At 38.6% G+C, this 14,506-nt stretch carries 12 protein-coding genes; 9 read left to right on the forward strand and 3 right to left on the reverse strand.

Features of this window, described 5'->3' with window-relative positions; all coding sequences use genetic code 11:
* Positions 1-6 precede the first annotated feature (6 nt).
* Positions 7-1,392 carry an amidohydrolase family protein gene (locus GYM62_RS06630; RefSeq protein ID WP_219958822.1) on the reverse strand — a complete coding sequence of 462 codons (1,386 nt, stop codon included), beginning with the start codon at positions 1,390-1,392 and terminating at the stop codon, positions 7-9.
* A 3-nt stretch (positions 1,393-1,395) separates the two neighbouring features.
* Entirely contained in the window at positions 1,396-3,093 is a 1,698-nt protein-coding gene (locus GYM62_RS06635) for an amidohydrolase family protein (RefSeq protein WP_255590602.1), read from the reverse strand.
* 228 nt (positions 3,094-3,321) lie between these two features.
* Between GYM62_RS06635 and GYM62_RS06640 the strand changes: the two genes are divergently transcribed.
* Genes GYM62_RS06640 through GYM62_RS06660 form a run of 5 tightly spaced genes read left to right on the forward strand, consistent with a single transcriptional unit; the run spans position 3,322 to position 9,122 of the window.
* Entirely contained in the window at positions 3,322-3,681 is a 360-nt protein-coding gene (locus GYM62_RS06640) for a response regulator transcription factor (RefSeq protein ID WP_091653836.1), read from the forward strand.
* A gap of 4 nt (positions 3,682-3,685) precedes the next feature.
* Positions 3,686-5,254, forward strand: a complete 1,569-nt coding sequence (locus GYM62_RS06645; RefSeq protein WP_219958823.1) for a hypothetical protein — start codon at positions 3,686-3,688, stop codon at positions 5,252-5,254.
* Entirely contained in the window at positions 5,247-6,713 is a 1,467-nt protein-coding gene (locus GYM62_RS06650) for a glycosyltransferase (protein WP_219958824.1), read from the forward strand. The genes GYM62_RS06645 and GYM62_RS06650 overlap by 8 nt, the downstream gene beginning before the upstream one ends.
* Positions 6,710-7,939, forward strand: a complete 1,230-nt coding sequence (locus tag GYM62_RS06655; RefSeq protein ID WP_219958825.1) for a YaiO family outer membrane beta-barrel protein — start codon at positions 6,710-6,712, stop codon at positions 7,937-7,939. Before GYM62_RS06650 ends, GYM62_RS06655 begins: the two co-directional genes overlap by 4 nt.
* A 1-nt stretch (position 7,940) precedes the next feature.
* Entirely contained in the window at positions 7,941-9,122 is a 1,182-nt protein-coding gene (locus tag GYM62_RS06660; protein ID WP_219958826.1) for a hypothetical protein, read from the forward strand.
* On the opposite strand, the gene GYM62_RS06665 is transcribed toward GYM62_RS06660, so the two are convergent.
* Entirely contained in the window at positions 9,119-11,065 is a 1,947-nt protein-coding gene (locus GYM62_RS06665; protein ID WP_219958827.1) for an LTA synthase family protein, read from the reverse strand. The genes GYM62_RS06660 and GYM62_RS06665 overlap by 4 nt on opposite strands.
* A gap of 151 nt (positions 11,066-11,216) precedes the next feature.
* Here GYM62_RS06665 and GYM62_RS06670 point away from each other — a divergent pair, with 151 nt between their 5' ends.
* From GYM62_RS06670 to GYM62_RS06685, 4 genes are all read left to right on the forward strand, one after another.
* Positions 11,217-11,759 carry a class I SAM-dependent methyltransferase gene (locus tag GYM62_RS06670; protein WP_219958828.1) on the forward strand — a complete coding sequence of 181 codons (543 nt, stop codon included), beginning with the start codon at positions 11,217-11,219 and terminating at the stop codon, positions 11,757-11,759.
* A 71-nt stretch (positions 11,760-11,830) separates the two neighbouring features.
* Complete coding sequence (locus GYM62_RS06675) at positions 11,831-12,085, forward strand: DUF3253 domain-containing protein (RefSeq protein ID WP_091653823.1); 255 nt, start codon at positions 11,831-11,833, stop codon at positions 12,083-12,085.
* Between the two features lie 18 nt (positions 12,086-12,103).
* Positions 12,104-12,682 carry a peptide-methionine (S)-S-oxide reductase MsrA gene (gene msrA / locus GYM62_RS06680; RefSeq protein WP_219958829.1) on the forward strand — a complete coding sequence of 193 codons (579 nt, stop codon included), beginning with the start codon at positions 12,104-12,106 and terminating at the stop codon, positions 12,680-12,682.
* An 89-nt stretch (positions 12,683-12,771) separates the two neighbouring features.
* The gene (locus GYM62_RS06685) at positions 12,772-14,439 is read left to right on the forward strand and encodes a hypothetical protein (RefSeq protein WP_219958830.1); all 1,668 of its coding nucleotides are present in this window, start codon (positions 12,772-12,774) and stop codon (positions 14,437-14,439) included.
* Positions 14,440-14,506 lie beyond the last annotated feature (67 nt).

The following is a 14,506-nucleotide window of genomic DNA, read 5'->3' on the forward strand; positions in this document are numbered from 1 at the left end:
GGGTGATTAATGATTGTGTAAGGAGAATAGTGCATTGGCAGTTTCGAACAAATGCTCAGTATCCTGCATACATCTATGGTTTTCCTCAGTCAGCATGATTGGTTCCACCATTTCTGTTGCACTAACCTGCTGTCTTTGATCATCCTTATCTTCTTTGATATCGAAGTATTTCACACCATCTACAAAGGTCATTTGTGGTACAGCGTAAGAGGATAGGGGGTGACCTTCAAAGATCACTATATCAGCCTGCTTGCCCTCTTCCAATGAACCGACCTTATCATCTATTCCCAGTTGTTTGGCTGGGTTGATAGTGATCATAGCCAAGGCCTCATCATCTGTCATGCCACCATATCTTTGAGTTTTTGCAGCCTCGTGGTACAGGTGTCTGATCAATTCAGCAGAATCGGAATTGATTGAGGTGATAGCTCCATTTTTCTGAAGAATTGCAGCATTGAAAGCAGTAGAATAATACACCTCAAATTTGTAAGCCCACCAGTCGGCAAAAACTGAAGCACCCATGGTGTATTCTGCAATTTCAGGAGCTACTTTGAAGCCTTCGTTGGTATGTTGGAATACTAATTTTTTGATCCCAAAATCCCTTGCAACGTTGATAAGCATGTAAATTTCATCCGCACGGTAAGAGTGGCAGTGGATGATAATTTTGCCATCCAAAATATCTACCAAGGTTTGAAGGCGCTCATCATACTCAGGAGCAACCATGGTATTTCCTTTTTGAGATTTTGCTGCATTGTAATCAGCCCATCTTTTTTTGTATTGCAAGGCCTCACTGAATCCGTTTCTTAGGATAGCTTCTACACCCATTCTACTTCTAGGCTGTATGCCATTACCTCTACCATGAACTCGGGTGGGGTTTTCTCCCAATGCAAATTTGATAGTTCTAGGAGCGTCCTCCATGATGATATCAGCAGGATTCGAAGAACCCCATCTATGCTTTAAAGTGGCATTTTGTCCGCCTACTACGTTGGCAGATCCGTGCATGGCGTGAGAAACTGTCACACCCCCAGCCAATGCTCTGTAGATTCCGATTTCATAAGGATTGACCACATCTTTCATTCTGACTTCCGCCACGATAGGTGCAGTAGCCTCATTGACCACATCCAATGCCACGTGAGAGTGCGCATCGATGATTCCAGGCATCACATATTTTCCACTAGCATCAATGGTTTGAACTCCACTTGGAGCACTGATATTTTGGTCTATTCTTCGGATGATACCATCCTGAACCAAAACGTCTGTATTTTCCAAAGTTCCTTTTGTCACGGTGATTACCGTGGCATTCTTAATTAGAATGCTGCCTTTGGGCGTTTGAGCAATCGCGAACTGCATACTCAGCCCTACCAAAGCAGCAAGAATATAGCTTAATTTTTTCATGGCTTACTTGTTAGCGATTAAGGTTGGATTGAGAGTAGCTGAAATCGGGAAAGATCCAAAATCTGTAATATTCATAGATCCATCCATTGAATTACCGGAAACATCTCCAGACACACTCACAGTAAGATTCATCCCTCCGGCATTCACATCAAATGAAAAGCTTAGAGTTGAGCCGCTCAATGAAATGTCTTTTAATGGAGAAGTAGCTTGACCGGAACCAGAAGGATCTTGGTAAGTGATAGTTCCAGAATAAGAGCTTCCGTCCTTACTGATGACAAATTTGCCACCTGATGATCCAGCTGGAGTTTGAGAATTGTAATCCCAAGTACCTACAATAGATATTGAGCCGTTGCCGTTGCCATTAGCTCCGTTCTTCTTTTTCTCTTTGATTTCGTAGTCAAAGATATTTCCATCAACCACTACGTGTTTGATTTGGCTCTCTTCCTGAAAAATTGGACCGGTGCTAATCACCAGATTCGCCATTTTCCCTGTTTCGATAGAACCCGCAAATCGTGATACACCCAAGATGGATGCTGGGTTTGTTGTAAGGGCAGCTAAGGCGGCTTTCTCACTTAAACCTGCTTCAATCATGGTTCTTAGAGATTTCATCAAATCATTAGTCTTAGCACCAGAAGTGGTGAAAGCAAAGGCTACCCCTGCTTTTTCCAACTTAGCCGCTTGAGCAATTGCCTTGTCATAGGCCTCCTTAACTCGGGCATATTGGGCTTTTACACTTTCATTTGCATCATCTTTTTGAGCTTTGATGGCTTTGTCATCCGGAACGCTCAATTGAATCAAAACTCTGGTGCCGCTGGACTTGATCAGGTCAATAACATTGTCATATTCCTTCAGTCCTGATAGGATTAATTGAAAGCCTAATTCTTTTTGGAGACTTAGGGCTCTTCTTACTTCCAGATCATTCTCAACATTAAAGATCACCGGTATTTTTCCATCTATTACGTCCATCATTCCCATGTAAGTAGGAGTCAATTCCGGACGGGAAATACCAGTATTAGAAGCAAATGTTGCTTGTCTTTCTTTGGTCAGTTGTGTGTTTTTATACACATCTCTGAACTTAGCCATCACGCCTACTGTAGTGCCAGGATACATACCTCTGGCTCCATTGAGGCTCGCATTTAATGCAACATTTTCCTTAATCAAGTTGGTAGAATTTTTCTCTCCCAAAACCACTAGTGCTGTCTTGCCGGAAAGCATTCCGCCGTCAGGAATAATTTGAGTCAGAGTGAAACCCATTTTTCTCAAGTCATCCACTTGACTTGAACTGATATCAAATTGATCTATTGCTGATTTCCAAGGGGTGATACCTGCGATTTCATCAGGCGGATTAGAAGAAACAAAGTTGTCCGGTCTTTTCGGAGGCTCTTGCTTAATAATACCCGCATTGCTAGCTCCATCGATGAATCCTGGATAAATAAATAATGAATCGCCAGCAATGATTTTTGCTTCAGCAGGAAGGGTCAAATTATTGCCGACACCTTTAATAACTCCGTCCTTGATCAAAACTGTCGCTTTGCTGCCTTCACTGGAAGGATTGGCAAAGACCGTGGCATTGGTTATGGCATAAGTTGAGGTGATTGGTTTTTTACCACTTGGATCACTTTGGCCAAAAGTAGTTTGTAAACCAAAGAATCCTCCCATCATTATACTCATAACACTTGCCTTCAGAAGTGTTTTTCTCATATTGATTTGGTTGATTAGTTTTAATAAGCAAGCTAATAAAAGCTCATAGGGAATCCATCGAGAATTATTTTTAGGATATTTATTTTTGATCAGTGGCGATCCTTGGTGCTTAAAATGCGAATTTCACCCTGTAATCTGCAAAGCAAAAAAATCCAATTTCTTTGAATGGTCTTTCCTTGTGTGTTATTTCACATAAGCTGTTATATTTAGGTAATAGATCGCCCAACTATGAAAAAAATCCTGATTATTGAGGATGACTTATTAATATCGAGTTTAGTACAATTCAGACTAAAAAAAGATGGATATGAGACCATATTGGTCAAAGATGGTAATGAAGGAATTCATGCTATTGATACCATAGATCCGGATTTGATTATTACTGATGTGATGATGCCATTTCGAAGTGGTATAGAAATCATCCATCATGCAAAAAAGACTAAGCCAGAAATTCCAATTATTGTGTTAAGCTCCTTGGGCGAGGAGGAAGAGGTTGTGCTTGAGGCATTTAATTTAGGTGTAGTAGACTTTATACCTAAACCATTTAACCCCAACGAATTAGCAATTCGAGTCCGAAGAGTTTTAACCTAAGTCTATGAAGAGAAAACTTCTACCAGTCATCTTCTTTTTTGCTTCATTTTCTCTTTCCTTTGGTCAAGAGGGTTTACTTCCTTTTCAGGATTCCGCGGCTTTAATTCAGGAACTGAAGCTTCAGGAAGACATTCCTTCTTTTACCTATAGATTTTTCATTCCAAAGGCCAATATAAACTCAAAAATCACAGCTGACTCCTCCTTTTTATGGGTTGAGACTGATACTGCTTTTATCTCAAAATCATTCAAAAATGGCACTCTTATAGATTCGCTTTATGGGCAATTACAGGGGAATTCTGCCAATCTTCTATTTTTTGTATACGAGGAAAAAACAAATGTAGAAGGGCTACAGAGTTATCTGGAAACTATGTATGCTACTGGAGACTTTGTATTGGCTGAAGACAAAGAGCAACCCGAAAACGACATCATGTTATTGGCTTCATCCAATAATTATCAACCTTTAGACGCCTATAAAAATCGTCTGCTTGGGGATTTCAAATTATTGGCTGTAACCCTGATTATCCTATTTTTCATATTTACTGCGGCAAGCATGATCATTTTCATGTTGATATTCAAAACCCAAAGAAATCAGCGAGAAGAGAATATTAAGAATTACGAAAATGAGATTATTGGCCCACTAACCAATCTTCTTTTTGAAAAAGATTTGGATGAAATCAGCCAAATGAGTGATCAGGAGATTTCTGAAATTTTTCCAAGATCACTTTTCAAAAAGCGCTTATTCAAGCAGGTACTGATAGAAAGGATCATAGGTCTTAATAAAAAAATGAAGGGTGAGTTTAAAGATAAATTAAAGACCCTTTATAAACGGCTTGGCCTGGTTGACCTGACTAAAGCCAATTTAAAAGATTCTCGTTGGGATATAATCGCTTCAGGTTTAGTCCAGGTCAATGAAATGGATTTGAGTGAATTGATTAATGAAGTTAAAAGCTTTACCAATTCCAAAAATTTCCATGTGCGTTCTTTGGCTGGGGCAACCCTCCTCAACCTTTCTGAAAAAGTCGATTTGAGTTTTTTGAAAGATCAGGATTATCCTCTTTCTGATTGGCAACAGATGAATTACCTCCGCATCATCAAGTTTGTGGGGTCTTCCAAATTTCTGAATATTCCAATCCTTTTTAAATCTAAAAATCCATCCGTGAGAGAATTTGCCATCAAAATGGTAAGAATGCTGGGTAGAGTAGATTTGATAGCTGAATTGCATATGATTAATGAGGCTTCTACGGAAGAGGAAAAAATTGAATTGATTAAAACTTATGACGCGTTAGGAGCCCATATGGAAGTGGAGTTTATCAATAACTGTATGTTATCCAATAATCCGGATTTGAAGAAAATCGCGGTGAAAGCTGCGGGAAATTTAGGGAATTCCTATTCAGAGGTCATTCTGATGGACATTCTTCTTCAAAATATTGATTTCAGACTTCGTAGAGCATGCCTAACGAGTTTGAATAAATTGAATGCTCAAACTTTCGAAAAGTTTGTAGCAACTCAGCCTTTACCGGAAAACAAAGCACTTAAAGCCCAAATTCAAGACCCTCTGTTAAGCAATGTATAATTTTCTGTTCTATTTTCTGATTGAACTTATAGGGCTCTTTTACTTGATCCTCAGTTTCTCTGTGATCGTGATTTATTTCATCATTATGATATTGAGTGCTCTAGAGATGAGGGATTACAGACGAAAAAATAGATTTGCGGATTACGAAGACATCATCACTTCTCCAATCGCTCCGGGGGTAAGCATACTTGCCCCAGCTTACAATGAGGGCTCTAACATTGTTCAAAATGTCAAAAGTCTTCTCTCCCTTCATTATGGGAAATTTGAGGTAATTATCATCAACGATGGCTCCAAAGATGACACCTTGACCAAGCTTTTGGATGCTTTTGAGTTGCAAAAAGTTTCTTACGCCTATAATCCAGAGATTATTACCCAAGAAGTGAAGGGAGTCTATAAATCTCAGAATAAATCATACAGAAGACTGACTGTAATTGACAAGGAAAATGGGGGCAAAGCCGATGCGCTTAATGCAGGAATCAATATTTCTCAGATGGAAATATTGGCCTGTATTGATGTGGATTGTATTCTAGCCAATGATTCTCTCACTAGAATGGTTCGCCCATTTATGGAGGAAACCAACCGTAAGGTAATCGCAGTAGGAGGAGCAATCGGAATTGCAAATAACTGTGATGTACAGGATGGAACAGTGACCAAATATAGGGTGCCACAAAGTACCTTGGGTCAATTTCAGGTCATAGAATACTGTCGGGCATTTTTGATGGGAAGAATGGCCTGGACCAGAATAAATGGGCTCATGCTTATATCAGGGGCTTTCGGATTTTTTAGACGAGACTTGGTTTTGAATGTGGGTGGATATTTCCCGAAAACAGTGGGAGAAGATATGGAGCTGGTTGTGAGGATGAGAAGATATATGGAAGAAAAAAAGATTCCATATAAAGTCTCTTTTATACCAGATCCCCTTTGTTGGACAGAAGTTCCAGAAGATGTTGAGGTTTTGGGAAGGCAGAGAAACCGTTGGATGAGGGGAACCATTGAGACCCTGCAGCTTCACAGAAAGATCGGCTTGAATCCGAAGTTTGGAATACTTGGTACTATATCATATCCTTTCTGGTCCGTCTTTGAGAAGATGGCACCGATAGTCGAAATTTTTGGCCTGATTTACACTTTGATTCTTTTAATCATCGGTGATTTTTCTGCGATATACTTTGTGGCCTTATTGTTTATGATTTATCTCCTTTCTCTTTTGGTTTCTTCTTTTAGTATCCTCTACGAACAGGTTTCTTATAACAATTACAAAAATAAAAATGACCTCAAAAAGTTAATTTGGATCATTTTGATAGAGCCATTATACATTCATCCCAAGGTGCTTTTATGGGGACTGAAAGGTCATCTTGACTTTATCATCGGAAAAGGTGGATGGGGACAGATGATCCGAACTGGATTTAAAACTGCTGAAGAAAGAAAAACAATAGAAGCCCAAGCTGAGAAAAGCCTATGAAAAATCTAACCCTGATATTTCTAATTCTGATGGGATCTTATGGTTTCAGCCTTGCCCAAGATAATTTTGATCCGGATCAGCTTTTTTATGAAGCTAGAACTCTAATCCTTGACGGAAAATATCAGGAAGGGCGATCTATTGCTTTTAGGGCTTTGAACAAATATCCCGAATATGCGGATATTCTGATACTTGTGGGAAGAAGCTATGCATGGGAAGGGAAAAATGATTCCGCTAGTATTTATTTAGAAAGAGCGATCGTTGCATCTCCAAAATATGCTGATGCTTATGTAGCCTATTTGGATAATTTGTCTTGGGCCGAGCAATACCAAAAAGCAGATGAAATTTTGCAAAGAGCAAAACAGAATTTTGAAGAAAAGCTTCCTGATCCCATTAGATACCGTGAGTCTAGATTATTGTATTACCAAGAAAATTATGATGAGGCCTATACAATTGCACAAAACCTTTTTGATCAGGGATTCAAGCAGGAAGGCCTGTTAGGTTATATTCAAAACTTACAAAGACTGAGAAGAAATTCAGCTTTAGGTGTGACCTACGATTACGATACTTTTCAAGGTGAAATTAGCCCTTGGCACACTTGGTCAGTTTATGGAAGAACCATGACCAAGCTGACTGGATCTCTAATTGCCAGAGTTACTCAAAGTTCACGATTTGATGGATTTGGAACCTTATATGAGTTGGATGCATATCCTTCACTTGGTAAAAGTTCCTATGCTTATTTAAACATTGGGGGATCAAGCGCCTCCTTCTTTCCTAAATTAAGAATGGGTGCATCCATTTATTTCAACTTGCCCAAAGCTTGGGAAATCGATGGTGGATACCGTTATCTGGGTTTTTCGGAAGTCACCCATATTTTGACAGGTTCACTTGGGAAATATGTTGGGAGTTGGTGGTTGAACTTCAGGGTCAACGTGGTTCCATCTGCTAATAACGGTACCAGTACATCGGGTAATTTTCAGGCAAGGTACTATTTCAAAACCGCAGAAGATTTCTTCTCACTACAGCTAAGTACTGGAGTTTCTCCTGATGAAGAAAGCAGAGATCAGTCTCAGCTATTGAACTCTTACCGTGCAAGACTTGGCTATCAGCAATTAGTCAGTCCTAGGTTTATGATTTTTGGATTTACCGGATATAGCAGGGATGAATTAGCTGCAGATCGATTTAGAAATAATATTAACATTTCCATAGGTACTGAATATAGATTCTAAAATGGGACAGGAATTAAAACTCTTTTTTCTTCGCCTTTGGCCATTCTTTTTGATCTTGGTTGTGATTCCGGGAATAAGCTTTGGTGTCTGGTGGATAGAATCAAAAAAAGACCTTTCTGTTTTAGTAATTGACAAAACAGTCCCTAATTCGACTTTCAGAGAGCACAAAGGCCTGTTCTGGGCCTTGGAATATGATAAGTACATCAAAAAGGATGGCTTTTATTACGATGAAAAAAAAGACTATTTAGGTTTTTTCCCTTCCGAATTTCAAGAGGATATAGGAGAAGTAAAAGACTTGATTCAGCCTACCAAGCTTGATTTAGAAAAGCTGGTTCAGGATCATGAGTTGTTTTATTATGCGGATACATATGGTGTGTATGAAAATAATTTTTTTGCCAGTCAAAGAAGAAGCAACGAAAGAAGTAAAAAAATCTATGGCGGTCTGAGTCAGGCAGATATAGATTTATTGACTTTAGCAAAGGAAAATGAAAAAACCATTGTAGCTGAATATAACACCATGGCTTCTCCAACACTAAGATCAATTCGATCTCAATTTGAACGTTTGATGGGTTTGAAATGGACGGGTTGGATTGGGAGATACTTTGATGAATTGGATGTCAATAAAAATGGAGATCTACCTCAATGGTTGATTAGTAATTATAGAAAGCAAAATGACAATCAATGGCCTTTTGCTGGCCCAGGGATGGTTTTTGTCAATGAACTTGGAGAAATAGAAATCTTTGTGGCAAATGAAGACTTCACTAATACAACCCCATTGATTCGAACTCAAAAAGTAAACAAGCATGGATTCAGTCTGCCCGAGGTAGTTCCATATCCTGATTGGTTTGATGTAGTGTTAATTGAAAGAGATTATCAGGTAATTTCTTATTTCGACATAGGGGCAACCAATCAAGGTCTAGAACGATTGAGAGAAATGGGCCTTCCTAGATTTTTTCCTGCGGCTGTATTTAAACCTAATGGGAAAGGAGAGATCTATTATATGTCCGGTGATTTCTCAGATATGCAGGGTGATTTAGGCGCTGCTAGATTTAAAGGGCTGCCATTTTTCTATAGAGGGCTTTATGTAGCTTCTGATTACAGAGATAGACAGAGCTTTTTCTGGAATTACTACCTCCCTTTAACTAGGCAGATTTTACAACGAACCCACCAAAAACAGAATTAATTGCTAGCCAAATTAGGCGGTGGCAAGAGTTTTCTGGTCTGGATCATGTAGTTGTTCTTGTTTTTGAAATCCTCAAACTCTCCAATCATTTGCGTTAAATCATCGGGAGAATTAATCGGATCAATGTTTAACTGATCAGAGATCTTAAATAATTGACCATCAGAAAGGAATAACTCGCCGTGGATATATTCCATCAACTGATTTTTGTTTCTCATCAATGGCATAGCAATACGGGATTGAAAATTCCTTGCAGTATCTAAAACCTGACCCTGCCAAGTGACTTGTTCAGGCAATTCTATTCCAACTTGAGCTTCTAAAAAGGCTAAAATACTGGGCGTTATTTCATAGTGACTTGTAACCCCTTTGAAGTAATCTGTTCGCTCCAAAAGAGGAGAGTAAATAATCAAGGGAACATGAAATCTATCTAGTCGAGAAGACATGGGTATTTCAGGTAGACGGTGATCTCCAGTGATTATAAATATGGTGTTAGAAAACTCAGGTCTTTTCTTGTATTCATTGATAAACTCTTTTACGGCATCATCTGCATACAAAACTGTCATGTATATATCCTCATAAGCCAAATAAGAGTCAAATTCCGAAGGATTCAGATTGAGATAATCTCTCAGATGAGTTCTGAGCTTCTCTCTATAGAATGGTCTTTCCGGAACGATATAGGGGTCATGAGAAGTTTGAGTTTGAAATATTCTGACCTGAGGCTTGGTCACCGTCTCGGGTAATTTTTCCAGCCCATTTCTGAAAAGTTCTTTGTCAGCATATCCCCAAGAGAAATTCCCGGAAGAAGGAGCTCTGGAATATTTAGGATCAAATAACTTTTCATCAACAAACTGAACAGGCCGCTGATAGTCGATAAAATCCCCAACGTGATCGAAGTTTTTGTCTGCACCGATAAAGTATCTTATCTCATAGTCATTATCTCTTAAAACGCTTAAAAGAGTTTCATGATAGGGGAATTCATCATACAATTCCAAAAATCCTTTTGCTCCGAAAGGCAAACCACCAAATACTCCAGGTTGCAAACCGAATGTTCTACCTGTGGAAGAGAGAGCATTTAACCATACCAAACTATGTTGCTCAAGTGAATCTAAAAATGGAGTAAAACTGCCTAGATATGCATCTCTTCCCGAGTAGGCTTTCCCAAAACTTTCCAGAAAAATAAAGACCAAATCAGGGGCTTTTTCCAGAGAATCAAAATAGGGGCTTAGTACATCAGGGTATTCTGCTTTATGCAGAAAAGGGTAGGAGTCACTGGTAAATTCCTTTTTGACAATCAAATCATCTTTTCCGGATCTTAAATAGAAGTCAAAATAATACTCTCCTCCATACATCCAGTAATCAAATGATTGCTCAGCCAGAAATTGACTTTTATTCAGTTTAATATTTTGTTCTACCTCAGTGGATGAGGCTTCTTTAGCTAAATCAAAGGTGATAAAGGAAAAGACTCCAATTCCAAGGATAGCGGAGAATATGGCATAAGTTTTAAGTGAAAAATAAAAGAATCGAGTTCCGTAATGGAAAAGTGCTATTAGGGCTAAAAAAATAACGATTCCTCCAAACACGGAAATAAAATTCAGTTGTCCTGATGCCTGTACGGTAAGAATTAAATCATTCCAGTTATAAGCAAAAAGATCTTTGCCTAGGGGGAGTAATGTTTTAATGAAGTAAAATATCAATGCTACTTGAACAATTACGACAATTGTCAATGCAATTTGAAGGAGAATTTTAGCCAGATTTCCTGAAAGCAATGAAAGCAAAACATAAAGCGTGAAAAAAATTCCCAAGAGATAAAGACTCCAGGCTATATCCGATAAAAAACTACCGACTATGACATCGGTTGGAGTCAGATTTAAAACGTGATTTTGAAATACCAAATACAGCTCTAAGGCTCTCAGTATTGTCATTAAAACAATGAAAACCAGTGCCATGCCCCAGAAATTCTTGAGGATTTGGCGTAATCTATAAGGTAACGTGGATCTAATGGATGCCTTTTGGGACATAATAAAAACTATAATTAATCAGGATGTCGGGGAAAATATAGGGTAAAATCGGGTATCTTCAAGGTCTCAAATCACTATTATGAGTAAATCTAATCTTCTTATAGAGTTATATTCTAATTTAAGCACCACTGGAGCGCTTACTTTTAGCTCAAAAGCTTTGGTCAATAAAATGATTTCCCAAGCAGATCTAACCGAGTCCAAATTAATTGTAGAAATGGGAGGAGGAGATGGAAGTATTACCCAGGGTATCTTCAACCGCATGCGTCCTGATGCTGAGCTTTTGGTTTTCGAAATCAACCCATCTTTTTGCGAAGCTATGAAAAAGCAGTTTCCACAGGAAAATATCAGAATCATCAACGATTCTGCCGGAAACTTGGATAAGTATTTAGATGGAAGAAAAGTTGATTTTATCTTTTCATCCTTGCCATTTTCTTTTCTTTCTAAGGAGGTAACGGATGAAATTTTAAGCCAGTCTAAAAATGCTTTAAGCCAAGGCGGTGCTTTTATTCAAATTTGTTATTCCTATTTATTAAAGAAGCTGTTTCAGAAATATTTCGGAAAGGTACAAGCCAGCTTTACTATCAAAAATCTCCCTCCAGCTTTTGTGATGGTCTGTCAATGAGATGGACCTACCTTTAATCCAATATTAAAGTTGTAGGGTTATTCAACTTTACCAATTCACCGATCTTTCTCATGGATATTTTAAAAGTAGCCATTTTGGAAATGAGTAGAATTCGGGCAGATAAAAGTTTTTGTCCTTCTGAAGTGGTACGTGCCATGTATCCAGAATCATGGAGGCATTTTCTCACAGATGTAAGAGAAAAGGCTTGGGAAATGTATTTGGAAGGAGAAATAAACTTAAGTCAGAAAGGGAAAAGTTTAGATAAGCATCAAAAACCAAGAGGACCTTTAAGAATTTCGAAACCAATTTCGGAGGGAGGCTGTTGACCTGTAAACTTTGATATTATGAACGAACTTCAACTTCCGAAAACCACAGTTTCCATACCAGATGGCCTTTCCTTGATTACTCTAGGAGCAGGATGTTTCTGGTGTACTGAAGCAGTCTTTCAAAGACTGGAAGGAGTAGAGCAAGTGGTTTCCGGGTATTCTGGGGGATTCGTGGAAAATCCAACTTATAGAGAAATCTGTTCTGCGACGACAGGTCATGCAGAGGTAATTCAGGTTTATTTTGATCCTAAAAAAATTAGTTTGGAGCTGATTTTAGAAGTTTTTTGGGCAACCCATGATCCAACCACATTGAATAGACAAGGAGCCGATGTAGGTCCTCAATATCGTTCCGCTATATTCTTCCACAATGAGGAGCAAGGAAGAATTGCGTCAGACTTGAAGGCTAAACTCAACCAAGAGCAAGTTTTTGATAATCCTATTGTGACAGAAGTAACAGCTTTTACAAATTTTTATAAGGCCGAAAATTATCATCAGGACTACTACAACCAAAATGGTTATCAGCCTTATTGTCAGTTCGTTGTAAAACCTAAAGTAGACAAATTGAAAAAATTCTTTTCGGATCATTTAAAGAGCTAATCACTCATTAGAAAGATCAGATTTTAAATACTATTCAGATTTCAGCTCAGAAAAGCGTATTTTTGCTGAATTTAACCTAAATAAAACGAATGAAGAGAACCAGAGCACAGGAATCCAGAGCAGCTATTGAGCGACTTTACATCACCATGAGACATCTTTTTACCAGAGGCAGCTATAAGCCAATGGGAGTTTCGGGTGAAAGCTTGGTACAATCACTAATGGTGCTGAGTCCAGAAATTTATGGAACAATCACAGATTCGGAAAAAGTAGAACTAGACGGACTCCTTTATGTGATGGAGAGACTTCCCAGGGGAATCGAAGAATGTAGACTGGTTCGATTGATCAGTAGAGAAGGTTTAGAAACATCTCATCTAAGTCCAATAGTGCCTCCCAAAAGAAAGAGAAACTGCTACCGCTTGGATGAACAAGTGATGTATGTAGAGATGACGAGAGGTCGCTCTGATATCTACGATATTCTAACTCACTTAACCTTTTTATATATAGAATCCAATAAGATCTATAATAACAGCACTGATCCAAAAGGGAAAATTTCCTTGAACTGGACCATGTTGGAAGATGTGGTAAAAAAAGAATCAGCAGGAGAGGATTTTGACAGAGAGGCAGCTGCGGCTTATTTGAGCCATTTGATAGGTAGAACTTTCGAAGAAACAGTTGCCGCAGTTGATAAATTTGAAAGAAGCTCAAATTCCAATAGCCTTTTCTCTATCGTTTACCATATGGGTAAATTGGCTTTGGAAGAAGCTAAGCACAATCATGATCGAGAGATATCTTTCTCAGCAACTTTGAGAGAGCGAATTGGACACCACGTTTATGGCGAGCTTTGGGCCAAAAAAATCAAAATGACCTTAGATGAATTGGACTTGCTTAAGCGTCCAATCCATGTCATTTCAGCCAATTTACACTCTGTTTTGAATACCATTTATGCCCCTCAGAAACTAGGTTCAAAGACCTATGAGGACATAGAAAAAGTGGTCATGGACATCTCTGTGAATGCAAAAGGGAATCATGGCAAGGCTATTTATGATTATGCATCAAAGCATGGTTTTGTAGATATTCCGGATGAATCCGGAACTAATATTGGCGCACAAATTATAGATACTGCTCTGCTTGAAAAGGCTGAAATTATTCCTGGAATAGCCTTGCCAAAAGAAAAGGAAAAGAGGCCTGTATTTGTAGTGATGGATTATGCCTTTGGTGAGCAAGCTTATGAATGTTTTGATGAGCTATTGAAGCCTTATAAAAAGGGAGATAAGGAATTGCCACTTAATATCGTCTCTACCTCTATCATGGGTAAAGCAGGGATATTATATGGAGGTAAAGGTGACCTGATGATTCCTGATGCTCACGTTTTCGAGGGAACTGCCGATAATTATCCTTTCAAAAATGAGTTGAAAAAGTCAGACTTTGAAGGATTTGGACTTGGTGTTTACAGTGGAAGTATGGTAACTGTATTGGGCACTTCCTTGCAGAACAAGGATATCCTGAAATACTTTATGGAATCTTCCTGGAATGCTGTTGGGCTGGAAATGGAAGGAGCACATTATCAGAAAGCTATTCAATCTGCTTCTAAAATCAGAAAAAGCATCAAATCCAATGTAAAAGTTCTTTATGCTTATTATGCTTCTGATAATCCTTTGGAAACAGGTAGTACTTTAGCTTCTGGTGCATTGGGTATGGAAGGAGTAAGGCCCACTTACTTGATTACTTATAAGATATTGGAAAAGCTGTTTTCTTAATTGACGTAAATAATAAAAATGATTATCCGGAATCTTACCACTGGCAAAATCTCCTTTGTTCATTGGG

The organism is Algoriphagus sp. NBT04N3, from assembly GCF_019443765.1.
Classification (GTDB): domain Bacteria; phylum Bacteroidota; class Bacteroidia; order Cytophagales; family Cyclobacteriaceae; genus Algoriphagus; species Algoriphagus ornithinivorans.